This is a genomic window from Puniceibacterium sediminis (assembly GCF_900188035.1).
GTDB lineage: Bacteria > Pseudomonadota > Alphaproteobacteria > Rhodobacterales > Rhodobacteraceae > Puniceibacterium > Puniceibacterium sediminis.
The window spans coordinates 12,195-35,435 of sequence record NZ_FZNN01000006.1 but is presented as its reverse complement, the minus strand read 5'-3'; the positions used below and the strand labels follow the sequence as shown (position 1 = coordinate 35,435).

Annotated in this window: 23 protein-coding genes; 15 read left to right on the top strand and 8 right to left on the bottom strand. The window is 60.4% G+C overall.

The features are described 5' to 3' along the window. Positions 1-298 precede the first annotated feature (298 nt). From CHB75_RS08215 to CHB75_RS08190, 7 genes are read left to right on the top strand one after another with little or no spacing between them, the layout of a single operon-like run. Positions 299-1,003, top strand: coding sequence for a response regulator transcription factor (locus CHB75_RS08215; RefSeq protein ID WP_089270058.1), 705 nt, complete (start codon positions 299-301; stop codon positions 1,001-1,003). Further along, positions 1,003-2,730, top strand: coding sequence for a sensor histidine kinase (locus tag CHB75_RS08210; RefSeq protein ID WP_089270057.1), 1,728 nt, complete (start codon positions 1,003-1,005; stop codon positions 2,728-2,730). Before CHB75_RS08215 ends, CHB75_RS08210 begins: the two co-directional genes overlap by 1 nt. A gap of 12 nt (positions 2,731-2,742) precedes the next feature. Next, positions 2,743-3,171 carry an HPr kinase/phosphorylase gene (locus tag CHB75_RS22025; protein WP_245840819.1) on the top strand — a complete coding sequence of 143 codons (429 nt, stop codon included), beginning with the start codon at positions 2,743-2,745 and terminating at the stop codon, positions 3,169-3,171. Positions 3,172-3,183: 12 nt separating this feature from the next. Further along, entirely contained in the window at positions 3,184-4,107 is a 924-nt protein-coding gene (rapZ, locus tag CHB75_RS08205; RefSeq protein ID WP_245840817.1) for an RNase adapter RapZ, read from the top strand. Beyond that, positions 4,104-4,541 carry a PTS sugar transporter subunit IIA gene (locus CHB75_RS08200; protein ID WP_089270056.1) on the top strand — a complete coding sequence of 146 codons (438 nt, stop codon included), beginning with the start codon at positions 4,104-4,106 and terminating at the stop codon, positions 4,539-4,541. The genes rapZ and CHB75_RS08200 overlap by 4 nt, the downstream gene beginning before the upstream one ends. Positions 4,542-4,559: 18 nt before the next feature. Beyond that, positions 4,560-4,838, top strand: coding sequence for an HPr family phosphocarrier protein (locus CHB75_RS08195; protein ID WP_089270055.1), 279 nt, complete (start codon positions 4,560-4,562; stop codon positions 4,836-4,838). Between the two features lie 50 nt (positions 4,839-4,888). Beyond that, positions 4,889-5,770: a lysophospholipid acyltransferase family protein gene (locus tag CHB75_RS08190; RefSeq protein ID WP_089270054.1), complete on the top strand. Its 882-nt coding sequence runs from the start codon at positions 4,889-4,891 to the stop codon at positions 5,768-5,770. Between the two features lie 11 nt (positions 5,771-5,781). Here CHB75_RS08190 and CHB75_RS08185 read toward each other — a convergent pair whose 3' ends face one another. Next, complete coding sequence (locus CHB75_RS08185; RefSeq protein ID WP_089270053.1) at positions 5,782-6,657, bottom strand: 3-hydroxybutyryl-CoA dehydrogenase; 876 nt, start codon at positions 6,655-6,657, stop codon at positions 5,782-5,784. A 158-nt stretch (positions 6,658-6,815) separates the two neighbouring features. Here CHB75_RS08185 and CHB75_RS08180 point away from each other — a divergent pair, with 158 nt between their 5' ends. Next, positions 6,816-7,658: a DUF6473 family protein gene (locus CHB75_RS08180; RefSeq protein WP_089270052.1), complete on the top strand. Its 843-nt coding sequence runs from the start codon at positions 6,816-6,818 to the stop codon at positions 7,656-7,658. 64 nt (positions 7,659-7,722) lie between these two features. Here the strand turns inward: CHB75_RS08180 and CHB75_RS08175 are convergent, their stop codons facing one another. The 3 genes from CHB75_RS08175 to CHB75_RS08165 all read right to left on the bottom strand — a co-directional run bounded on the left by CHB75_RS08175 (position 7,723) and on the right by CHB75_RS08165 (position 12,034). Further along, entirely contained in the window at positions 7,723-8,649 is a 927-nt protein-coding gene (locus tag CHB75_RS08175) for an electron transfer flavoprotein subunit alpha/FixB family protein (RefSeq protein WP_089270051.1), read from the bottom strand. After that, positions 8,649-9,407, bottom strand: a complete 759-nt coding sequence (locus tag CHB75_RS08170) for an electron transfer flavoprotein subunit beta/FixA family protein (protein WP_089270050.1) — start codon at positions 9,405-9,407, stop codon at positions 8,649-8,651. Before CHB75_RS08170 ends, CHB75_RS08175 begins: the two co-directional genes overlap by 1 nt. Before the next feature lie 311 nt (positions 9,408-9,718). Continuing rightward, a complete protein-coding gene (locus CHB75_RS08165) occupies positions 9,719-12,034 on the bottom strand; it encodes a DNA topoisomerase IV subunit A (protein WP_089270231.1) in 2,316 nt (771 codons plus the stop codon). Between the two features lie 175 nt (positions 12,035-12,209). Here CHB75_RS08165 and CHB75_RS08160 point away from each other — a divergent pair, with 175 nt between their 5' ends. From CHB75_RS08160 to CHB75_RS08140, 5 genes are all read left to right on the top strand, one after another. Further along, entirely contained in the window at positions 12,210-12,803 is a 594-nt protein-coding gene (locus CHB75_RS08160; protein ID WP_089270049.1) for an SH3 domain-containing protein, read from the top strand. 73 nt (positions 12,804-12,876) lie between these two features. After that, positions 12,877-13,701, top strand: coding sequence for an SDR family NAD(P)-dependent oxidoreductase (locus tag CHB75_RS08155; RefSeq protein WP_089270048.1), 825 nt, complete (start codon positions 12,877-12,879; stop codon positions 13,699-13,701). 72 nt (positions 13,702-13,773) lie between these two features. Next, complete coding sequence (locus tag CHB75_RS08150; protein ID WP_089270047.1) at positions 13,774-13,977, top strand: twin transmembrane helix small protein; 204 nt, start codon at positions 13,774-13,776, stop codon at positions 13,975-13,977. Positions 13,978-13,981: 4 nt separating this feature from the next. Beyond that, entirely contained in the window at positions 13,982-14,554 is a 573-nt protein-coding gene (locus CHB75_RS08145) for a cob(I)yrinic acid a,c-diamide adenosyltransferase (RefSeq protein ID WP_089270046.1), read from the top strand. Between the two features lie 217 nt (positions 14,555-14,771). Next, positions 14,772-15,173, top strand: a complete 402-nt coding sequence (locus CHB75_RS08140) for a response regulator (RefSeq protein ID WP_089270045.1) — start codon at positions 14,772-14,774, stop codon at positions 15,171-15,173. Positions 15,174-15,553: 380 nt separating this feature from the next. Here CHB75_RS08140 and CHB75_RS08135 read toward each other — a convergent pair whose 3' ends face one another. The 4 genes from CHB75_RS08135 to CHB75_RS08120 all read right to left on the bottom strand — a co-directional run bounded on the left by CHB75_RS08135 (position 15,554) and on the right by CHB75_RS08120 (position 21,274). Further along, on the bottom strand, positions 15,554-16,783 hold the full coding sequence (locus CHB75_RS08135; RefSeq protein ID WP_245840815.1) for a class I SAM-dependent methyltransferase: 1,230 nt from the start codon (positions 16,781-16,783) through the stop codon (positions 15,554-15,556). Positions 16,784-17,069: 286 nt separating this feature from the next. Continuing rightward, on the bottom strand, positions 17,070-19,064 hold the full coding sequence (locus CHB75_RS08130) for a S8 family peptidase (protein ID WP_176439089.1): 1,995 nt from the start codon (positions 19,062-19,064) through the stop codon (positions 17,070-17,072). A gap of 549 nt (positions 19,065-19,613) precedes the next feature. After that, on the bottom strand, positions 19,614-20,486 hold the full coding sequence (locus CHB75_RS08125; RefSeq protein ID WP_089270043.1) for a nitrilase family protein: 873 nt from the start codon (positions 20,484-20,486) through the stop codon (positions 19,614-19,616). A gap of 17 nt (positions 20,487-20,503) precedes the next feature. Beyond that, positions 20,504-21,274 carry a glutamine amidotransferase gene (locus tag CHB75_RS08120; protein ID WP_089270042.1) on the bottom strand — a complete coding sequence of 257 codons (771 nt, stop codon included), beginning with the start codon at positions 21,272-21,274 and terminating at the stop codon, positions 20,504-20,506. Positions 21,275-21,477: 203 nt separating this feature from the next. On the opposite strand from CHB75_RS08120, the gene CHB75_RS08115 reads away from it, so the two are divergent. Both CHB75_RS08115 and CHB75_RS08110 read left to right on the top strand, forming a co-directional pair. Beyond that, positions 21,478-22,467, top strand: coding sequence for an ABC transporter substrate-binding protein (locus CHB75_RS08115; RefSeq protein ID WP_089270041.1), 990 nt, complete (start codon positions 21,478-21,480; stop codon positions 22,465-22,467). A 3-nt stretch (positions 22,468-22,470) separates the two neighbouring features. Continuing rightward, entirely contained in the window at positions 22,471-23,184 is a 714-nt protein-coding gene (locus tag CHB75_RS08110; RefSeq protein WP_217898773.1) for a M24 family metallopeptidase, read from the top strand. Positions 23,185-23,241: the final 57 nt, after the last annotated feature.

The following is a 23,241-nucleotide window of genomic DNA, read 5'->3' as shown; positions in this document are numbered from 1 at the left end:
CTGGCGGCGTCGAACACTCCGCCAACCGGACGCGGATCACGTCCCGTAAGGGTGGCTTTAGCATGCCAATTTGCGGCGTGAACAGGACGCAAGCAGTTCGTTAGCGCAACCAAATCAAGTTTAGCGCAACCATATTTCAGAACTGCCTGTGAAAGTGAGGCAATTTAGTCATTCCTTACAACATTTCGGGTGTATTCGAACCGGGGGGCTCTGGTGATTCGTACTTCGATGTTGTTGGAGGTAAGACCACGCATAGTATTGTAAAATCAGGTTTCCGGATCTGAACAAGGAAGTAGACATGTCGCGAATAGCCCTTGTAGACGATGATCGTAACATCCTGACATCGGTTTCGATGACGCTCGAGGCTGAAGGTTTCGAGGTTGATACCTATAATGACGGGCAGGCGGCGCTTGACGCATTCAACGTGAGTCTGCCTGACGTGGCGGTGTTCGATATCAAGATGCCGCGGATGGATGGCATGGACCTTCTTCGGCACGTTCGGCAGATATCCAAGATGCCGGTCATCTTTCTGACGTCCAAGGATGATGAGATCGACGAGGTTCTGGGCCTGCGTATGGGCGCCGACGATTACGTCACGAAACCATTTTCGCAACGGCTTTTGGTGGAACGTATCCGCGTCCTGTTGCGCCGCATGGAAGCGGTGGCCGACGATGTGGTGGGCGACACCGAAGAGACCAAGATCATGACACGCGGCAGCCTGGTCATGGATCCGCTGCGCCATTCCGTGGTGTGGAAAGGCAAGGATGTGGCGCTGACCGTCACGGAATTCCTGCTGCTGCAGGTTCTTGCGCAGCGTCCCGGTTTCGTCAAATCGCGGGACCAGCTGATGGATGTTGCCTACGAAGATCAGGTTTATGTTGATGACCGCACGATCGACAGCCATATCAAACGCCTGCGCAAGAAGATGCGCAGCGTGGACGACGATTTTTCGGCAATCGAGACACTGTATGGAATCGGTTACCGCTATAACGAAGAGCGATGATGGCTCTGCCCGGGGGGACGAAATCAAGCGAAGACCGCTCCGGTGCAGACCGGGATGCTGATGTTGTTCTGGGCGATGACTGGGTCGCTCCGGATGCAACGGTAGAGAAAGAATTGCTCGATAGCCGCGCGCATCGCAGAATGTTCTCTCTGAACCGCTCGCCCCTGACCCGCAAGATCATCACGTTCAATCTGATCGCGCTGAACGTGCTGGTGGCGGGTATTCTGTATATCAACTCCTCGCGTGATTCCCTTGCCGTGCAGCGCGCAAATGCGATGCAGAGCGAGATCATGCTGATCGCCGACATCTTTGAGGCGCGTTTACCCGAAAGCGCGCCGGTCAGTCTGGGATCCGACGACGGGATCGATGTGGCCGCCATCGTATCCAATATCCAGTTGCGCGTCGGCGTCGAGGTGCTGATTTTTGACGCGGCGCATTCCATTTTGGGCAAGGCGACCGGCATGCTGCTGCCCGCCATTCCTGTCGAGGGACCGACGCAAAAGGAACCGGCCGTCATTTCCGATTTTCTGCATGCGGTCTGGCACGGTCTTTCCACAATGCTCGGGTTGACAGCCCACGAACCGAACGCCCCGATAGAGCAACAGCTGCGGGAGATGGTTGAAAGCGGCGATCCGTCCACGACACGGGTCACTTCGGTTACGGATGGGCATGGCGATACAATGTTCAAGGCCGTGACACCGATCCGTCAGGGCGAGCAGATCGTCGGTATCGTCGCAATGGCCGCTGCCGCGGTCGAGATCGACGCCGCCGTGCGGTCGGAACGCGAGCGCGTGTTGCAGATGTTCGTGGTTGCCACGCTGGTTTCCATTGGTCTCAGTCTTGTTCTGGCTTCGACCATCGCCAACCCCATCTCCGACCTCGCGGACGCTGCCGAAATCGGCCGTGACCGCAACAAGCGCAGCACCACTTCGAGCCGGATCCGTATCCCCGATCTGACCGGACGCCCGGATGAAATTGGCCGCCTTTCCGGCGCACTGCGGGGCATGGTGACGGCGCTTTACGGCCGGATTGACGGCAACGAACAGTTCGCCGCCGATGTTGCACACGAAATCAAGAACCCGCTGGCCAGCCTGCGATCAGCCGTGGGCGCGCTGCGCATGATCAAGAAGGAAGAGCACCGGATCCGGCTGCTGGATGTGATCGAACACGATGTGCAGCGCCTTGACCGCCTAGTCAGTGACATCTCGAACGCCTCGCGGCTTGATGGCGAACTGGTCAAGGAAGAGGAGTTGCGCTTTGATCTGCTGCCGATGCTGAAGAATCTGGCGCAGTATCTGGGCGAGGATGCCACACAGCGGGGCATCGAGTTCATCATCGACCTGCCGCAGACACCGATCGAGATTCAGGGGCTCGAAGCGCGGCTTGCGCAGGTCTTTGTTAACCTGATCACCAATGCGATCAGCTTTTGCGAAGAGGGCGATGCCATCCGTATCTGGGCGCGGCGTCGGGAAAACCGCGTGCTCGTGGTGGTCGAGGATACTGGCCCCGGCATCCCGGAAGAGGCGCTTACCAACATTTTCAAGCGGTTCTATTCGCACCGCCCCGACAAGGATTTCGGCAATAATTCGGGTCTGGGACTCGCTATCTCGAAACAGATCGTCGAGGCGCATGGCGGCGTGATCTGGGCCGAAAACATTCGCCCGACGGAGGCGGATGTCACCTCGGAGCCACTGGGCGCACGCTTTGTCGTCGGCCTTCCGATCTGAGGAGGCACCCCGATGGAACAGGAACGCCAGCTAGTCCTGCATGCCAGCGCCGTCTGTTTTGGGACACGCGCGGCGCTGATCCGGGGCGCGTCGGGAAGCGGGAAGTCCGCGCTTGCGCTAGAGTTGATGACGCGCGGCGCGCAGCTGATCGCCGATGATCAGGTTATCCTGCACGCCACGCCCGAGGGCATCGCGCTTATCGCGCCGGGTGCGATCCGCGGCCTGATCGAGGCCCGGGGCGTGGGCCTGTTGCAAGCGGATGCTGCCAGAACGGCCCTGCTGGCCGTCGTCGTCGACCTTGACCAGACCGAAACGGACCGGTTGCCGCCGGTGCGAAACACCGTGCTTCTGGGGGCCAGCGTCCCCTTGCTTCACAATGTCGCTGCGCCCTACTTTCCCGCAGCTTTGATCCAATATCTGCGATGTGGCAGACATGCCTGACGGAGCGCCTTGATGATTTCGGACCCAGAAAGATCCAGCCAGCGTGTGGTTTTGGTCACCGGCCCCTCGGGCGCCGGGCGGTCAACCGCGATCAACGCGCTTGAGGATCTGGGATATGAGGCGATCGACAACATCCCGCTCAGCCTCATTCCGCGCCTGCTGGAAGGTCCGGCGCTTTTGCGTCCGCTCGCGCTGGGGCTGGATGTGCGAAACCGTGATTTCAGCCCGGACGGTCTGCTGGAACTGCAGGCGCGGGCGGGCGGGGAGCAGGGGCTGGAAATCCTCTATCTCGATTGCAATCCCGAGGTGCTGGTGCGCCGGTTTTCGGAAACCCGCCGCCGTCATCCGCTTGCGCCCAACGGCGCGCCGTCGGAGGGGATCGCGCTGGAGATTCAGCTGCTGGAAACCGTGCGGAGCCGCGCCGACATTCTGATCGACACGACGGATTTGACGCCACATGATCTGCGCGCACAGTTGCAGGGCTGGTTCGGGCATGACACGGGGCAGGGGATGGCGGTGTCCGTTCATTCCTTTTCGTTCAAGCGCGGGTTGCCGCATGGGGTCGACGTGGTTTTCGATTGCCGGTTCCTGAACAACCCCTACTGGCAGCCGGAGCTGCGCGGCCTGACCGGGCTGGATACGGCGGTGACAGATTTCATTTCGCAGGACCTGCGGCATGCGCCTTTTCTGGATCATCTGCTTGGGTTGCTGACCTTTCAGCTGCCGGCCTGTCTGGACGAGGGTAAGGCGCATTTTGCTGTCGGCATCGGGTGTACCGGCGGACAACACAGATCTGTGGCAGTGACGGAAAAAGTGGCTGATGGCCTTGCGCAGGCAGGCTGGCGGGTGTCAATTAGGCATCGGGAACTGGAGCGCCGCGGCATTGCGGGGGCATCTACACGGGTTTTGAACATGAGCGGAGAAACTGGGTCGTGATCGGCATCGTGATCGTAGCGCACGGCGGCCTGGCCCGGGAATATCTCTCGGCAGTGGAACATGTTGTCGGACGCCAGCCGGGCATCCGCGCCATCGCGATTGAAGCCGACCACAACCGCCAGACCAAGCAGGACGAGATCTGTGACGCCGCCAATTCTGTCGATGAGGGCAATGGCGTGATCGTGGTGACCGACATATTCGGCGGGTCCCCGTCCAATCTGAGCCTGCTGGCCTGCCAACCTGACAACCGGCGCATCCTTTATGGCATGAACCTGCCAATGCTGATAAAACTGGCCAAAAGCCGCCAGATGAGCGTGACTGACGCCGTGCGCAGCGCTCTTGAGGCCGGGCGCAAGTATATCGACAGTCAGAATATAAAGCCGCAGGGCGGCGCGCAGGGCGGGATGGACGATGCACCCCGCGCCGCGACATAGATTGGACTGAACCTGACAATGACCGAGACTATTCTCCGCGAATTGCGGATCGTCAACGAAAAGGGCCTGCATGCCCGCGCCTCGGCCAAGCTGGTTGAAGTTGTGGAAGGCTTTGATGCCACCGCCGAAGTCTCCAAGGACGGGATGAGCGCGGGCGGTGACAGCATCATGGGGCTTTTGATGTTGGCGGCCTCCAAGGGAACCTCTATTGAGGTGGCAACGCGTGGGCCGGATGCCGCGGTCCTGGCCGATGCGATCGAGGCGCTGGTCGCCAATAAATTCGGTGAGGGTCGCTGAGATCACCGCGTGGTGGTTGTTCAAACAGGGAACGGGACGCAGGCAATCGTATGGTCGAGACTTTCCCATCCGAAGCCGAACGCGGTGCACCGCCCCCGACGTTAGCGCCCTACGACAAACGCAAGCTGAGCTATGCCAATACCTTCACCAACCCCTGGAACGCGAACGTCATCCGCACGCTGGAATGGCTGACCGGTAAGCTGCCCCTGCTGCGGATGGTCCGGCGGTTTGAACGCATGGGGCCCGCTGAGGGGCAGGCGTTTTGGGGGCAGGCGCTGAACATCATGGGGATCGCGTTGCAGACCCCGCCCGAGCAGATTGCGAACATCCCCAAGACCGGCCCGGTGATCATTGTGGCGAACCACCCGCACGGGCTGGTTGATGGCATGGTTTTGGCCGAACTGATCGGCCGGGTGCGCACCGACTACAAGATCCTGACGAGGTCTCTGCTGACGGGGGTGAGCGAGGTCGAACAATTCATGATCCCGGTGCCCTTTCCACATGAAGCGGATTCGCGTGAGCAGAACCTTGCGATGCGCCGCGCTGCAATGGAGATGCTGGAAGCGGGCGGCGTGATCGTTCTGTTCCCATCAGGGGTTGTCGCATCGTCCGAGACGTATTTTGGCCCGGCGCGCGAGGCGGCGTGGAATCCGTTCACCGCGCGCATGATCCAGCGGTCCGGGGCGACGGTGGTGCCGGTACATTTCCCCGGTCAGAATTCGCGCATGTATCAGATTGCGAACCGGATTTCGCCGACTTTGCGCCAAGGCCTGCTGATCCACGAGGTGGTGCACGCCTGCAACCGCCCGCAGGCCCCGGTGATCGGTGCGGCGATCCCGCCCAGTGCGTTCAGGACATGGGGCGGGCGCAATCGCGAAATGGTGGCCTGGCTGCGCGACGAAACGCTGAAGCTGGGGCAGGCGGATAGCTGAGGCCGGGTTTCCTAGCGGGTCGGGACCGGCGTTTCGCCGCGGTAGTCATAAAAGCCGCGCTTGGTCTTGCGGCCCAGCCAACCGGCTTCGACATATTTGGACAGCAGCGGGCAGGGGCGGTATTTGGAATCGCCCAGACCGTCGTGCAGCACGTTCATGATGGCAAGGCAGGTGTCGAGGCCAATGAAATCGGCCAATTCCAGCGGGCCCATCGGGTGGTTCGCGCCCAGTTTCATCGCCTCGTCGATCGAGCTTACCTTTCCGACGCCTTCGTAGAGCGTATAGACGGCTTCGTTGATCATCGGCATCAGGATGCGGTTGACGATGAAGGCGGGGAAATCCTCGGCGCTGGCGGCGGTCTTGCCCAGCTTTTCGACGACCGCGAGGCAGGCGTCGTAGGTTTCGCTGTCGGTCGCGATGCCGCGGATCAGTTCGACCAGCTGCATCACCGGCACCGGGTTCATGAAGTGGAAGCCCATGAATTTTTCCGGGCGGTCGGTGCGCGAGGCGAGCCGGGTGATCGAGATGGAAGAGGTGTTGGAGGTCAGGATCGTTTCGGGTTTGAGGTGCGGTAGCAGGGAGTCGAATATCTTCTGCTTGACCTCTTCGCGTTCGGTTGCGGCCTCGATCACCAGATCGCTCTGGCCCAGATCCTTGATCTCCATCGTGGTCGAGATGCGCGCCATGGCGGCATCCTTGTCAGACTGGGTGATCTTTTCCCGGCTGACTTGACGGTCGAGGTTGCGACCGATGATTTCGACCGCACGGTCCAGTGCCGCGCCATCAACGTCGTTCAGGATGACGTCATAGCCCGAAAGCGCCATGACATGAGCGATCCCGTTGCCCATCTGTCCCGCGCCCACGACGCCGACCGATCTGATCTCCATGTCCTGCTATCCCTGCTTGTGCTGCGCCGCAACAATAGGCGCGGGGAGCGGGGGGCTGCAAGGCGGTCCGGCAAGTTCGAGACACATTTTAGCTTTAGCGATTCTGAAAGGTGAATGGACGACTCTGAGTGCGGGTGAGTGAACGAATGGTGAGTGACATGTCCTATCTGATGCAGGGCCAGTCTGGTCTTGAGTATTACCCGTGCCGATATGGCCGGTCGCGTGTTCTGTTCCGGGGACCCCGACGGCGACTACAGGGCGACTATCTTGCCTTCCTTGGCGGGACGGAAACCTATGGCCGGTTTGTGAACTTTCCCTATCCGGAGCTGGTCGAAAAGGAGATTGGTCAGCCCTGCGTCAATTTCGGTTCGATCAACGCGGGTGTTGATCTTTATATGCACGATGCGGCGGTCCTGAATGCGATTGAGGGCGCGCGCCTGAACATCATTCAGGTGATGGGCGCGCAGAACATGTCGAACCGGTATTATTCCGTGCATCCGCGCCGCAATGACCGGTTCCTGCGTGCCTCGCCCCTGCTGCAGACGCTATATGACGATGTCGATTTCACGGAATTCCATTTCAATCGGCACTTGTTGCGGCATCTGCGTCAGGTTTCCGAAGAGCGGTTCGAGGAAATCGCAAAGGAGCTGCGGTCGGCCTGGATGTCGCGGATGAAATACCTGCTGGGGGCGATGCGCGGTCCGAGCATTCTGGTGTGGTTTGCGCCGCTTCCCCCCGGCGCGCCCAGCAACGGGTTGGATGGTGATCCGCTGTTCGTCGATAGCAGCATGCTTGAGGCGCTGCGGCCACGGATCGCCACGCTGGTCGTCGCGACACCGTCGGAAGAGGCGCGCGACATGGGGACTGACGATATGGTGTTCAACGATTTCGAAGCCGGTGCTGCCGCCGAACTGATGGGCCCCCGGGCGCATGAAGAGGCGGCCGAAGCTCTGGCCGCAGTGATCAAGCCACTGCTTTTCCCGAGTGGAATGCCGGATTGAAAAGGCCCGCCCGGGGAATGGGCGGGCCTTGGTAACGTTTTCTGGGTCGGCAAAGACCCGGTTTTTACAGCTTTTCGGTCAGTTCCGGCAGGGCCGTGAACAGATCCGCAACAAGGCCAAAGTCGGCGACCTGGAAGATCGGCGCCTCTTCGTCCTTGTTGATCGCGACGATGATCTTGGAATCCTTCATGCCCGCAAGGTGCTGGATTGCCCCGGAAATCCCGACAGCGATATACAGATCCGGCGCCACGACCTTGCCGGTCTGACCGACCTGCCAGTCGTTGGGTGCAAAGCCCGAATCGACCGCCGCGCGCGATGCGCCGACAGCCGCGCCCAGCTTGTCCGCCAGCTTTTCGATCAGGGCAAAGTTCTCTTCCGAACCCACGCCGCGTCCGCCGGACACGACGATCCCGGCAGAGGTCAGCTCGGGGCGGTCAGATGCCGCGACCTTGTCTTCGACCCAGTCCGACAGGCCGGGGTTGTCACCGGTTGCAACGGCTTCGACAGCGGCGGAACCGCCCGTACCTGCCGCATCAAAGGTCGTCGTGCGGACGGTCATCACCTTGATGCTGTCCGACGATTTCACGGTCTGGATCGCGTTACCCGCATAGATCGGACGTTCGAAGGTGTCGGCGTCGATCACGGCGGTCACATCGGTCAGGATCATCACGTCCAGCAGGGCGGCAACGCGCGGCAGGATGTTCTTGGCGTCCGTGGTCGCGGGCGCCACGATGTGGCTGTAGCCGCCTGCGATCGAGGCGATCAGCGCCGCCACAGGTTCGGCCAGACGGTGACCATAGATCGCATCCTCGGCCACCAGCACCTTGGCCGCGCCGTCAATCGTCGCGGCCTCTTTTGCAGCATCGGCAGCCGAAGCCCCGACACACAGAACCGTCACGTCACCCAGCGCCTTGGCAGCCGTCATGGCCTTGGCGGTGGCATCCATCGCCAGCGCGCCGTCGTTGATTTCGGCAATCAGAAGAACAGCCATTACACAGCCCCCGCTTCTTTGAGTTTCGCCACAAGCTCGTCGACCGAGCCCACCTTGATACCGGCGGCGCGTTCCGCAGGCTCGCCTGTCTTGACCACGGTCAGACGCGGGGTGACATCGACGCCGTAATCGGCGGCGGTCTTTTCATCCAGCGGCTTCTTCTTGGCCTTCATGATGTTGGGCAGCGACGCATAACGCGGTTCGTTCAACCGCAGGTCGGTCGAAATGATGGTGGGCATCTTGACCTTGATCGTCTGCAGACCGCCGTCGACTTCGCGTGTGACCACGGCATGGTCGCCGTCGATCTTGATGTCGTTGGCATACATCGCCTGCGACCAGCCCAGCAGCGCCGACAGCATCTGACCGGTGGCGTTCATGTCATTGTCGATCGCCTGCTTGCCGCAAAGAACCAGACCCGGCTCTTCTTCCTTGACGATGGCGGCAAGGATCTTGGCGACGGCCAGCGGTTCGATGTCCTGATGTACATCATCCGCTGCAATCACGAGGATCGCCCGGTCCGCACCCATGGCAAGCGCCGTGCGCAGAGTTTCCTGGGACTGTTTCACACCGATGGAGACGGCGATGACCTCGGAGACTGTGCCGGCCTCTTTCAGACGGATCGCTTCTTCGACAGCGATTTCGTCGAAGGGGTTCATCGACATTTTCACATTGGCCAGATCGACACCGCTTCCGTCCGCTTTGACGCGAACCTTTACGTTATAGTCAATCACGCGTTTGACAGGTACCAGAACCTTCATCTGCGCAGGTCTCCCTCAGATTTGGGCGCACCGGTTTGGTGCGACGATTTGGGCGCACCGTCTGGTGCGTCAGGTGTGCCGCGCCCCGCTCCGGGACACGAGTGACAAGCGTCACAGGGGTGATACCGTCAGAAGCCCGGGTGAAACAGAGCAAAATCGTCACGTTAGCGCCAACCTACGTCGCGTATCGGTTTCGTGCGCTTCTTCTCTTCAAAAATAGGCAGCCTTTGACGCGGGCCAAAGGCAGGGTCAGCCGCAAATTCGGCGCGGGGCCCGCCACGCTGACGGCGCAGCAGGCGGGCCCCGAAAGGTCAGTTGAACTTGTTGTCGCGCGGGAAACCGCGCGGGGCCATGCGCCCGGAACTGGCGCGCTTGCCGATCCATTCGTCAAGTGCGGTTTCGGTGCGGGTCCGTCCCGCCGGGTCGCGCCAGGACAGGCCGTCTGCAAGGCTAAAGGTGGTCGCATCCGACATCCCCCCGTCCTTGTATTTTTGCAGCCGCACACCTTTGCCCCGGCCCATTTCGGGCAGTTCATCCAGCTTGAAGACAAGCACCTTGCGGTTTTCGCCGACCACAGCGACGGCATCGCCGTTCACCGGTTTGCAAATGGTGGCGCGGGCGGGTTCGCGCACGTTCAGCACCTGCTTGCCGCTGCGGGTCTGGGCCACGACTTCGGTCTCGGGCACGATAAACCCGTCGCCAGCAGAGGATGCCAGCAGCAGCTTGCGTTCGGGATTATGGATGAAGATATCCATGATCTCGGCCTCGTTCGGGAGGTCCACCATCAGGCGCAGGGGTTCGCCCATGCCGCGCCCCCCGGGAAGGTTCGAGGCGGACAGGGTATAGAAACGGCCGTTCGAGCCGAATACCAGCAGCCGGTCGGTGGTTTCGGCGTGAAAGACAAAGCGCGGGCCGTCGCCGTCCTTGAACTTCAACTCGCGGCTGAGGTCGATATGCCCGGTCATGGCACGAATCCAGCCCATCTGAGAACAGACAACGGTGATCGGTTCGCGGTCGATCATCATTTCCAGCGGAACGTCGGGTGCCTCAGAAGCTTCGGCAAAGGTCGTGCGGCGGGCCCCCCCGGCATAGTCCTTGCCGAATTTCTTTTTGGTTTCGCGCAGCTGATCGGCAATGGTGGACCACTGCAGATCGCCGCTTTCCAGCAGATCCTCAAGTCCGGCGCGCTCTTCCATCAAGCGGTCACGTTCGGCCACCAGCTCCATCTCTTCGAGGCGGCGCAAGGACCGCAGGCGCATGTTCAGGATCGCCTCGGCCTGGACTTCGGTCAGCCCCAGTGCGTCGTCGCCGACAACCATGGGCGGGGCGACATAGTCCTTTTCGCTCATGGCGCGCACAAAGGTGCGGCCCCAGTCTTCGCGCATCAGCGCGGCCTTGGGTTCATCATCGTAGCGGATGATGTCGATCACGCGGTCAAGGTTGAGGAAGGCGACGATCAGGCCTTCGAGCACTTCGAGCCGGTGGTCGATCTTTTCCATCCGGTGGGTGGAGCGGCGCACGAGGACTTCGCGGCGGAAGTCGAGGAAGGCGCGCAGCACCTCCTTCATCGAGCAGACCTTGGGCGTGACGCCGTCGATCAGCACGTTGAGGTTGAGGCTGAACCGGGTTTCTAGGTCCGAATTGCGAAACAGCATCCCCATGAGGACTTCGGGATCGACGTTCTTGGAGCGCGGCTCCAGAATCATGCGCACGTCTTCGGTGGATTCGTCGCGGATATCTCCGAGGATCGGCACCTTCTTGGTCTGGATCAACTCGGCCAGCCGTTCGACCAGCTTGGATTTCTGCACCTGATAGGGGATTTCGGTCACGACGATCTGCCATGTGCCGCGGCCCAGATCCTCGACCTCCCACTTGCAGCGCAGACGGAAGGACCCGCGGCCGGTGCGGTAGGCCTGTGCGATGTTGTCGCGCGGTTCAACCAGAATGCCCCCGGTGGGGAAGTCCGGGCCGGGAACGTATTTCATCAGCGTGTCGTCAAGGCAGTCCGGCACCTTGATCATGTGCAGGCAGGCGTCGATCAGTTCGGCAATGTTGTGCGGCGGGATATTCGTCGCCATGCCGACCGCGATGCCGCTGGACCCGTTGGCCAGAAGGTGCGGAAAGGAGGCAGGCATGACCACCGGTTCGGTCAGCGTGCCGTCATAGTTGTCGCGGAAATCGACGGCGTTTTCGGTCAGCCCGTCCAGCAGCGCCTCGGCCACGATTGTCAGGCGCGCCTCGGTGTAGCGAGAGGCGGCGGGGTTGTCGCCGTCGATGTTGCCAAAGTTGCCCTGACCATCGACCAGCGGGTAGCGAACGTTGAAATCCTGCGCCAGCCGCGCCATGGCGTCGTAGATCGCCATATCGCCGTGCGGGTGGTAGTTGCCCATCACGTCGCCGCTGATCTTGGCCGACTTTCTGAAGCCCCCAGTGGAACTAAGTCGCAGTTCGCGCATTGCATACAGGATACGCCGGTGCACGGGCTTAAGCCCATCGCGGGCGTCAGGTAGCGCGCGGTGCATGATCGTGGACAGCGCATAAGTTAAGTAACGGTCCCCAATCGCGCGACGAAGCGGTTCGGAGACGTCGCGAGGGTTCATGTCGGGGTCATCAACGGTATCTGTCATGGATGGTGTGATATCGACAGTCATGACAGCCGTAAAGCGATGGACTGACGTTTTTTGGCAATTCGTCCGGCGGTAAGATCCGGACATTCAACGGCTGGAACGCACAATTGTCGGGCGACGTGCCCTGTGGCGTTTCAGGTGATCATACAGGTTCTGAATTTTGGAGGATTATCGCATGTCGCGGTATGTTTTGCTGTCTTTTGCAGTCATGGGATTTGCGTTTTACGAGCTGAGCGGCGGTGCCGATTTTCAGCCTGGCAACCACACGACCGCCGAAGCGCTACGCGTCTTCCGCAAACCTGTGCAGGCGCCTCAGACCATGGCGCATGCGGACACATCCGTCACGCCGCGTGCCACGGCAACGCGTCAGGCAAAGCCTGCTGCCGTGACCAAGCTGGTCGCAAGGCCCGACATCAACACGCCCGGAATTATCCTTGCCTCACTGGAAAGGCCAGTGGTGGCACGGCCAGCAATCGGGCCGATCAAGGCGCGCGAGGTCATCTCTTCCAAGGGGAGTCAGGCGCTTGGTCGCGCCGGGGATCCGGCGAAGGCCGTTGAAAAGAAGGCGGATATCCGCAAGATCGACGGCAGCCGCGTCAACCTGCGCGCCGGGCCCTCGACCGATCATTCGATCCTGCGCAAGCTGGGCAAAGGCGACAGGGTCGAGGTGCTGGAGGACAACGGCAACGGCTGGCTGAAGCTGCGGTTGGCGGATTCGGACCGTGTTGGCTGGATTGCCGATTTCCTTGTGACGGCCTCGGCTGAATAGGGCGACACGGCCCACCATTGCATCTTTGCGCCCGCGCCTGCATCACCGACAGGACTGATGCGAGCGGGGCGACATGCAGAAATCTATCCTAATCACCGGCTGTTCTTCTGGCATCGGGCTTGATGCCGCGCGCAGCCTGTCGCAGCGCGGCTGGCAGGTCTTTGCCTCGGCCCGCAGTGCCGAGGCCTGTGCCATGCTGCGCGACGAAGGGCTGGTCGGGCTCCACATCGATTATGAGGATCCGACGACCTTTGGCCCCGCGCTTGACACACTGCTGGGGCAGACCGGTGGCAGGCTGGATGCGCTGTTCCACAATGGGGCCTATGCCATTGCGGGCCCGCTGGAAGATATCCCCGGCGATGCCATGCGCGCGATCTTTCAGGCCAACCTTATCGGCTGGCACGAGTTGACGAACCTCGTGATCCCGGTGATGCGCGCGCAGGGGCACGGGCGGATCGTGATGAATTCGTCCGTGCTGGGCCTGGTCGGGATGAAATGGCGCGGCGCCTATGTGGCAACGAAATTCGCACTTGAAGGCATGTCGGACGTGTTGCGCATGGAAATGGCCGATACGGGGATCAAGGTGATCCTGATCGAACCCGGCCCGATCGAGACCGATTTTCGCAAGAACGCGATTCTGCAGTTCGAGAAGTGGATCGACTGGGAACGCTCGGCCCGCGTTGAGCAATACCGCGCCAGTCTTTTGGATCAGCTCTACAAGGGCAGTTCGAAAGGGCCGCAATGGCCTGCATCGGCGGTGACCGACGCGCTGATCCATGCGGTTGAGAATAACCGCCCCCGGGCGCGCTACCATGTGACCACACCAACCAAGGTTATGGCGGTCATGCGGCGGCTGCTGCCGACCCGGATGCTGGACTGGCTGCTGAGCCGGGGCTGAAATTGCCATTCGCTTTTGCCGTCTGACCCGCTACATCAGGCGAAAGAGACACCTTAAAGAGGAGCCGGGCAGATGCTGCACGATCCACTATTCATTGTCATGGCGCTTGCGATACTCGCGGTGGTCGCCATCCTGATGCTGGGCATCGGCGGCTTTGCCAAGGGCGGCGAGTTCAATCGCAAGCACGCCAACCGGCTGATGCGCTACAGGATCGGGGCGCAATTCGTGGCCGTGGTGCTGATCCTTCTGTTTGTCTGGCTGCGGGGCGGTAGTTGATATCATGGTTGTCCTGAACAAGATCTACACAAAGACCGGCGATGATGGCGAAACCGCGCTGGGCAACGGCGCGCGCGTGGCCAAACATTCGATGCGGGTCACGGCCTATGGCACCACGGACGAGCTGAACGCCATCGTCGGCCTTGCCCGCCTGCACGCACCCGAGGAGATGAGCGCGCAGCTTGCGCTGATCCAGAACGACCTGTTCGATCTGGGAGCGGATCTTTGTCGCCCTGATATGGAGAGCGATTCCGAGGCCGGATATCCGGTGCTGCGCATGATCGATTCCCAGACCGACCGGCTGGAACGTGAAATCGACGCGATGAACGCCCGGCTCACGCCGCTGCGCAGTTTCATCCTTCCGGCGGGATCGCCTGCCTCGGCCTATCTGCACCAGTGCCGCACCGTGGCGCGTCGGGCCGAGCGGCATGTCGTCGAACTGGCCACGATGGAATCGGTGAATACTGCGGCGGTGAAATACCTCAACCGGCTCAGCGACTGGTTTTTCGTCGCCGCCCGGATCGCCAACGACGAGGGCCGCGCGGATGTATTGTGGGTTCCGGGGGCGAACCGCTAAAAGCGGCGGGTCGTTCGGTGGGCGATTTGATCCTGGCATAGCCGACAGGCGCGCGAGGTAGAACCTATGGCGGGATTGCATCCCGATCACGCCAGAATAGCGGCGATTGACTTCAATTGATCAGATCGTCCCAGGTCAGGTAGTTTTCTTACCGTTTTTTTAAGAGGCCCGTGTCACAAGGGGGCGGGAATTTTTGTATTGGAGCACGAAAGACTTCATGGCCGCTCCAGAATTCAATTGCCTGGTCATCGAGGACACCGTCGTAGACCGAATGATCATGAAATCGGTGCTGACCAAATTAGGGCGCAGCTGCGATGTCACTTTTGCGCTGTCGCTCGCCGATGCGCGTGTGAAGCTGAGTGAGAGATCCTACGCAATCATATTTCTGGACAATGCACTTCCTGATGGCAATGGCGCTGATTTCGTTCTGGAATTGGCGGCGCACAAGATCTGGAAGAATACCCCGGTGGTCATGGTGACCGATTTCCCTTCGCCATTCATGTACGCAAAAGCCAAGGCACAAAACGTGGTCGCCATCTGGACCAAGGAACAATTCGACTGGGCCGCTGTAAACGCCCTCTTTGCGAAGTATGTTGGAGGAGCCAGACGAGGCGCCTAGTGCAAGGGCCCGGACGGTTACGCATGTGACAAACCCGGATCGTGTTTGGGCCAAGGGTTTGTCACACAAGGTCTTTGAAACGATGTTTGGCTGGAGGTTTTCTTTGGCCAAGGTAAAGCCGTTACAAGCGCGTCGGCTTGCCGAGGCATATGTCATCAGGGCCAATCCCCAAGCTGGACGCCCAAAGTGCAGCGCTGATCGAGACGCGGGAGGCTACCGCGCTTCAATCAGGGCTGCGGCAGCTTCACGGCTAGGCCAATACTGACCCTGATACCGGAATCGGCCGCTTGACCGAAACCAGCTGGCCAGCCTCGCAGGATGTGCACCCATCACCCGCCAATCGCATCCTTCTTCATCCTCCCCAGTCCATTCCAAGCCGCTCAGAGCACGAGGTTCTCCAGACTTTCCTTGGTATCCGACTGGCGGCGTTTCGAGTTGGCCGTCGCGGCAAGGTCGTGGGTATCCTGGAGGTGGCGCGGTGAACGCATTGCCCGCTTCATCCACACTGTAGCGTGACCAGCATCGTCGGCACAGGGTATGATATCGTGCACTGACAGGCTCAACTGGGCCGAGTCATGTTGAGCAGTAATCCTCAAAAGACTTCCCGCGTCAGCAGATTTCGGGTGGTCCAGCAAGAAGGCCGTTCGCCCCCAATGGCCGTCGGAATACAGGTCATTTGTCAACAGAATGTCGGGTGCCAGTTCCATCTCAAAACTCACAAAGACGGCATGGATGGTGCCTGCGATGGAGCAAGCGAGTTCTTCGGTTGTTCGCTCCGGTTTTGTGTGTGGCTTGGTGAAATCAAACTGAAACAGATCCGTTGCTGGGCCCAAAGCGCGCAGGCCACAGGCCGCGAAATCATTAGGAGTCATTTGTGCAACGCTGGCAAAGCGATGGAAGGCGCTCAGATCAAAGCCCTCTGCCTTTTGTGGTCGCCACAGGGCCAGGAGTTTGTCGCTCTCCACCAGCTGGGCCATCAGTGTTCCGCGTTCAGGGATCGCCCGTGCGTCTGGCTTGGCAAGCACGGACATTGCATGGGTGAGTGTCGCGAGCGCACCTTCGCCGAGCAGAACGGTATCGACAATTTCTGAAATCACGACATCTGCAGGTTCCGGAATGTCCACGCCAACGACAAGTTCGTGCGATAGTTTCGGAATTACCGTGATGCGATCACTCAGGCCGTTCTCTTCGATGACCCGGACTGCAGCCGCGGCGATCAGAGGTTGTTGCTCGCAGGTGTAGACATGTTTTGCACCAGCACGCGCAGCCAACATCGCCGTCAAACCCGCACCGCAGCCAATATCCAGGACCACGTCACCAGGCCGGACTTTCGCCTTAATGGCCTTGGCATAAGCGCTGTTGCGGACCTTGTCTGCGAGCATTGGAAAATGCCAGCGGGGAACGAACATCTGATGGAGCCGTTCCCGCAGCACCTGCGCTTCGTGGTGGTGGGGAGCTATGGTGAGAGCTTCCGAGAGAAGCTGTGATGTCCGCATGCCGCCATCGGCCAGGGATTCGAATTTTGCGAGTTGGACGAGCCCGTCTGCTTTTTGCGCGGCTTCATTAAAGTCTTGAGTTTTTTGCGAAGGAGTAGGCGTTGTTTCTAACAATTTTATGCTTCCTCATTTGATGTAAATTCTGCTGATTTGCATATTGAGCGTGAGCATCTAAAATATGGTAAAGGGAAATCATTGGCTGCGCACTGATCGGTCCGCCGGTATCGCGTTTCGCTGCGTGCAATATCAGAGAATTAATGGGCAGCGGCGATATCGGTCACAGGGTTGCGTTCCCGCCTGTCATTGTGGACAGTGCTTGGGTCTGGCCGAGCTGTTCGCCAGTACACGGATGTTCGGGCACTCTTGCGGGGGTCGTGCTGCGTGCTCATGCAGCCAGCTCTCAGAACCTGCTTCTGAACCCGACAAACACTCCTCTGCTCGAGTCGCCGGAAATGTTGCCGAAGTTCTCGGCGTGTACCGCCGAAACCAGCATCTCGGCCCCCGTGCCCAGGGGATAGTGATATTCGATGCCGATACGAAGCTCGCGGCCCTGCGGTGCGAGATCCACGTCAATGCTTTGATACTCTGCTTTGCCGCTACGGGTTGCCACCGGGAGCGTGACTGCGGCGTGGCCCCGTGACACGGCCACAGGAAGACCCAGCGTGAATGACAGGCGATCTCTGGCGCCAAAGATGCTGCGTTGGGTCAGCGCCGCGCTGGCCGAGTTGAACGTCGCGCTTCCGGCCTGATCGCCGGAGCCCGAAATTCTGCCGCCGAGAGCTGCGGAGATACCAATCTGCGTCAGGGGTGCGATAGGCGCTGCAAGCGACACTTCTGCTGCCATGATCGTACTGCCTTCGCCGGAATACCATTTCGGCAGCAACTGGCCATTGTCATGCCCGAGGCTCATGTCGAAAGAGATCTCGGCCGAGCCGTTGTGGAAGGTCCGCCCGACCACCATTCCGAAATTCCCGGCCTGCGCCGGGTCGGAAGGCAGCATCAGGCCGATGGACATATCCCCGCCCGATCCGGCGATAAGGAGCGTATCCTGATAGAACTGTTCGAGACCGCAGCACGAATGGTCCTGTCCGACCAGCCACCTCCGGGCCAGCCCTTCGATGATCGGCTGCCGGTCGCGCCGGGCGACCAGATTGGTGGCAGGGATCGAGAAATTCGCCTGTAGCGCATCACTGGCCACGAGCGATACGCCTTGGAGCGCGCGGGCAACGGCGTCGCCCGTGGCGCTGCCTTCGACCACGAGCGGTTGTTCGACGTTGTAGGTGCTGCCGTCCGCCATCGTTGCGGTGGTTTCTCCGATCGGCAGCAATGCGGCTTTGACGTCTAGAAAGCCGTGGCCCCATTCGTCGCTGATCGCATGGCTGAAGCCCTCGGCGAGTTCGACCTCACCGGTCGCGTTGAACCCTGCAAATTCATTGTCCGCCGTTGCCAGCAGCCGGATACGCAGGTCGTGCGGCGTCAGGTTGGGAAAGGCTTCGCCAAGGAGCGCCATCGCGCCGGCAACGGTCGGTGCGGCGAAGGACGTTCCGACCCAGAACCCATAGTCGTTCGAGGCATCGGAGCTTGCAGCCGTCCAGGCACCTTCTGCCGCCAGGCACCAGGCCGCCGCTTCAAGGCAAGCGGAGGAAACGCGCGTGGCACCGACCACGTCATCCCCCACCAGATCCGCTGCTCCGTTGATGACGGCCAGCCATCCGGCCTCGAGGGTTGGCTCGAATAGGGGCAGGGCGGCCATCAGATCGGCCTGGACATCTTGTTCGTCATTGCTGGCCGCGAAGATAACCACGCCTTCCTGGCTGTAGGTTCTGAGCGCTCTCAGGTAATCCTGACTTGCCGCGCTGGAGAATACTGCATCGTAGGTGCTGCGGGTGGCCGATGCGCCCACGAAGCCCCAGGAATTGTTCTGCGCCACGGCCCCCAGACGGTGCGCAAGCCGGGTGGCATCTGCGCGGGTCTCGAAGGTGGCGAAGCTGCCGAAGGCGACATCGGCCCCGGGGGCCACGCCGACCATGTATCCGGAATTGCCTGTCGCGACCGACGCGACCGCCGTCCCGTGATCTGAAACCCCGACGCCGGTGGATTGCCAGATCGTCTTCCCGGCAAGGGTCTCATGGCCCAGAAGAAAGCCGCTGTCAGTGAAGGCGATGATCTGGCCCGCGCCGGACAGTCCCGCAGCATGTGCGTAGTGGATTCCTGCGCTTTTCAGAGAATAGGTCGAAAGTCGTGCTTCGGTCCCGGCGTCATAGACACCGTTGTTGTTCAAGTCCTTGTACCAGTCGATTTGCTGCCGCAAATACCGCGGTGCTTGCTCGATCAGGGCCCTCGCGGTGTCCTCGAAGGGGCCGAAACTCTCGACGAAGAAAGCATCGAGTGCCAAGGGGGATGTCCGGGATGTGGATATGATCGGGCCGTTGTCGGAGGCAGAGGTTTCGCTTCCTCCGTCACTTTTGCAGGCGGAGAGGGCAAGCGGGACCAGCAAGAGCATAGCGAGCCGCCGCGAGGCCAAGCCATGACGGTGCAGGCTTTGCCAGCCGCCGGTTAACGGCGCCCGTTCCACGCTGGATGTCGAGTGATTCGACGCGTGCGTGGCGGGCGGGGGGGCAAAGGCTTGACTGTTGTACACTCGGGACCGCGGGCAACTGAGGGGGATGCCAGATCATGGCTCACGCTGATTAACAAGGAACTAAAGCCGTGCTTTCGACACGCTGCGCCGCAGGCCTAACACGCCAAAGGACGCACTGCTTCGGGTGCTTGTTCTCCGGAGTATACTCTGTGGCACGGGGTAGATCAGGAACTTTGTTTTCCTGAGGCGGCCCATGAGGCTTGCAGGCAATTAAGCAAAATCAGTCACGCGGACGCACCAGAGCCTCCAGAGCTCAAGCTGCTGCAATGTCCCGTTTCATATGACAACTGACATGCGGGTCTATCAAATCATTCCGCGTGGCAGGACGCTGCCCAGCATTTCGTCATAAAGATCCGTGCGGCGATCGCGGAGCGGTTGGTTGAAGTCATTCCAGTTCCGTTTGCGGCGCGCATCAGCCAGATTGATCGTGGCGAGCAGCAACTCTTCGGCGATATTGCTGGCGGGGCCGGCGACGGGCCAGCCGGTTTGCGAAACAATCAGGGATTGGCCAATGAACGGCTGGCCACGTTCGGTACCCACACGGTCGGCGGCGATGACGAACAGAGAATTGCAATGCGCGGCGCCCATGACGACGATATTGGCCATCGCCTCGCGATCCGGATCCTGCCCGGGAATTGGCACCCAGTTGGTCGGCACACAGATGAGCTCGGCGCCCTGCATCGCTTGGAGACGCCAGACTTCGGGGAACCAGCAATCGTAGCAGATGTGGCAGGACAGCCGCCCCAGTGGTGTGTCAAAGATCGGAACGCCAAGATCGCCCGGAGTAAAGTAAAGCGCCTCGTCCCCCCAAAGATGCAGCTTGCGATAGGTCCCCATGTATCCGTCCGGGCCAATGATCACGGCCGAATTATAAAGCAGCGCGCCCTGCGATTCCGTGATTCCCGCGACGATGTAGAGGCCAAGACGCCGGGCAGCCTCGATCCATGCCTGGGTCGAAGTACCCGCTGGCACAGGTTCGGCTAATGCGGCTGCTTCTGCCCGGCTTTGGAACATGTATCCGGTGTTGCAGAGCTCTGGCAGGACAACAACCTGTGCGCCCTGTGCCGCTGCGGTTTCGATCATGGCGATGGAGCGCGCCACGTTGTGTTCGGTCTGGCCGAAGACGGGCTCCATCTGGATGGCCGCAACGGTGACATTGGCTTCGGCTGAGGTCATTGGGGTCACTTTCCGATTCAGGCTGCGGTGAGCCAGGTCAGATAATTTATCCACATCTGCCGATAGCCGGGCCAGTCGGAAAACGCAGTCGGCAGCCAGTGCGGTGACATATCGGACATCCATGCCAGCGTTCTGCCCTTTTCATAGGTCGTGGTGGCCAGCAACGGATGGGTGCCTTGTGCGGTTTCGGCGCTGGCGATCAGCGTGGCACCATCAGCAAGCGTCACTTCATTCAGGCCCAGCAAGGCGGGCCAGTCCGAAGGGACGGCATTCAGGAGGGGGTGATCCGGCGCATTGAGGATCGTGCGGGTGCCTTCCGGCACTTCGATCCGGTCGTCATAGGGGTGGCAGCGGACGGGCAGGGTGCGTTCGACCGGGGTATTGCGCCAGCGGCCACGACCGTCGATACCTTGAAACGTCAGATAGCCGCCGACCATCGCCAGACCGCCGCCCTGAGCGACATAGTCATGCAGCAGGGTCAGACGATTCGGTACGGGTTTGGAGTGCAGCCAGACATCAGGATGCAACAAAAGTGAGCTGGCGCCGATGTCGGACAGGATGATCGCGTCCCACTTCTGCAGAGCGTCAAGTTCCAGCGGCAGGGCCTCGGGCGCCTCATGTGCCTGCATGTGCGTGACCTCGAATCCGGTGCCTTCCATGGCTTTCAGAAACGGGCCTGCGCCGGAGTGAAAGGTGGTAGAGCCGAAGGCATCAAACCCTTTGTAATGCGTGGATGAACTGACCCAGCTTTCGCCAATCAGCAGGATTTTCTTGGGTGTGTCTGACATGTGGCCCTCTGAAGGTTCGGCCCTGAATTGACAGGGATGTGAGCATAATTGAAACGGTTCAATTTTCATCTTGAACCATGCGTCGCGCATTAAATCAAGTTAATCCGGTCATAAATTTTATGTTGACAGATGCAAGTTGAAACGTTTCAAGTTGGCGGGTGAAGCGAAGACTTCTGTCGAAACGAACAACAGGGAACACCCCAATGAAACTGACACGCCGCATCCTTCTGGCATCTGCCGCCATAGCCAGTGCCGCGACCTTGATGGCGCCCGCAGCCATGGCGCAGGACCTTACGAAACTGACCTTTATTCAGGAATGGCCGACGCCGGATGGTTTCTGGATTCCGTGGATCGTTGGCTCGGACAAAGGCTTCTATGCCGAGGAAGGTATCGAACTGGAAATCGTCACGCCGCCGACTGTTGCGGATACGATGAAATTCCTGGGGACGGCCCGTGCGCAGGTCGCTTTCACCACGTCGATGGACATCATCTTTGCCAAGGCAGAAGAAGCGCCTGTCGTTGCGATCGGTCGCTATGGACGCAGCAACAACTGGGGTATCCTGTCGCCCACGGGTACGCCGATGAATGTTGCTGATCTGAAGGGCAAGACCGTCGGGATCTACAACGACGCCTGGACCTTGGCCCAACTTGGCATGGTTCTGGCAGACGCGGGCATGACGATCAATGACATCAAAACGGTCGCCGCTTCGGATGACACCGTGCCACTGCTCTTGCAGGAACGTGTCGACGCCATCACCGGGATCACGAACGCCGAAGGCACCGCGATCGTCACCGTGACCGGTGAGGCCGGAGAGTTCCTGCCTGCCATCGAACATGGTGCGCCCAACACACCCATTTTTGCACTGGCGGCGAATACCGACTGGCTGGCTGATAACCCCGATCTGGCCAAGGCATTTCTGCGGGCGACAAGCAAAAGCATCACCTACGCGGTGGAACATCCCGAAGAGGCAGTCGAAGCCTTTGGCACCCGCTACGCCAAGGCCTATGATCCGGCGTTCATCCACCAGCAGTGGCTGGACACCATCCCGCTTTTCGGTGACGTCGACGGCACTATGCTGGTGAACCAGTCCGAAGATTGGGACACGCTTGTTGCTGCGCTGGACAAGTTCGACGTGCTGGACAACCTGTTGCCATCGTCGGAGTATTTCACCAACGCCTACCTGCCGGAGTAAACCTTGCCACAGCTTGCAGATGGCCGGATCGTCCCGCCCTGGACCTATCGTCCAGGGCCGGATGTTTCGGTTTTGCCCCCCAGCGGTCTGGTGACTGCACAGGAGATCGCGCGTGGTGCCGCCGCTGCAGGCTGTGCCGCCGCACAATCCGGCGCGACCGAAATCGACATACTTCTGGCGGTCAGCCGTTGGCTGGCAGGGCAGGGGGTCGCAGACGTTTGGACCATCACCAATGTCGGGGTCGGTCCCAACGCCCATACCTGCTTTCCCACCCAAGGCCCGTCGGACCGTGCGATGGCAGAGGAAGACCTGGCGATGATCGATGTCCACCCCATCACGGCGGATGGATTCTGGTCTGACTGCACCCGATGCGCCATCGTGGGCAGGGCAGCTGCGGCCCGCCAAAGCCTTGTTGATCTGACTGCGCTTTATCATGCGGTGATGAATACCGCGCGTTCGGGAATGCCGGCGCAAGACCTGTTTGGGGAAATGCATGACAGGATGTCAGCCGAAGGTTTCACCCTTCTCGATACGCTGGAAAATATCGGCCATTCTCTGACGCCCGGCGCGGCCTATCTGCATGACTTTATCGACGCCGGAAACGATACACCAATGTGGGGTGCCTGGGCAGTTGAGCCATTTGCCGAACGCGACGGCGCAGCCGTCAAGGTCGAAGACCTTTTTTGGTTCGGTCGCGACGGCTGCGTGATGATCTGATCCGTCCCGTTGGGGCGATGCGCCTAGACGACTGCCACCCCAAAGAAGATCAAGGGA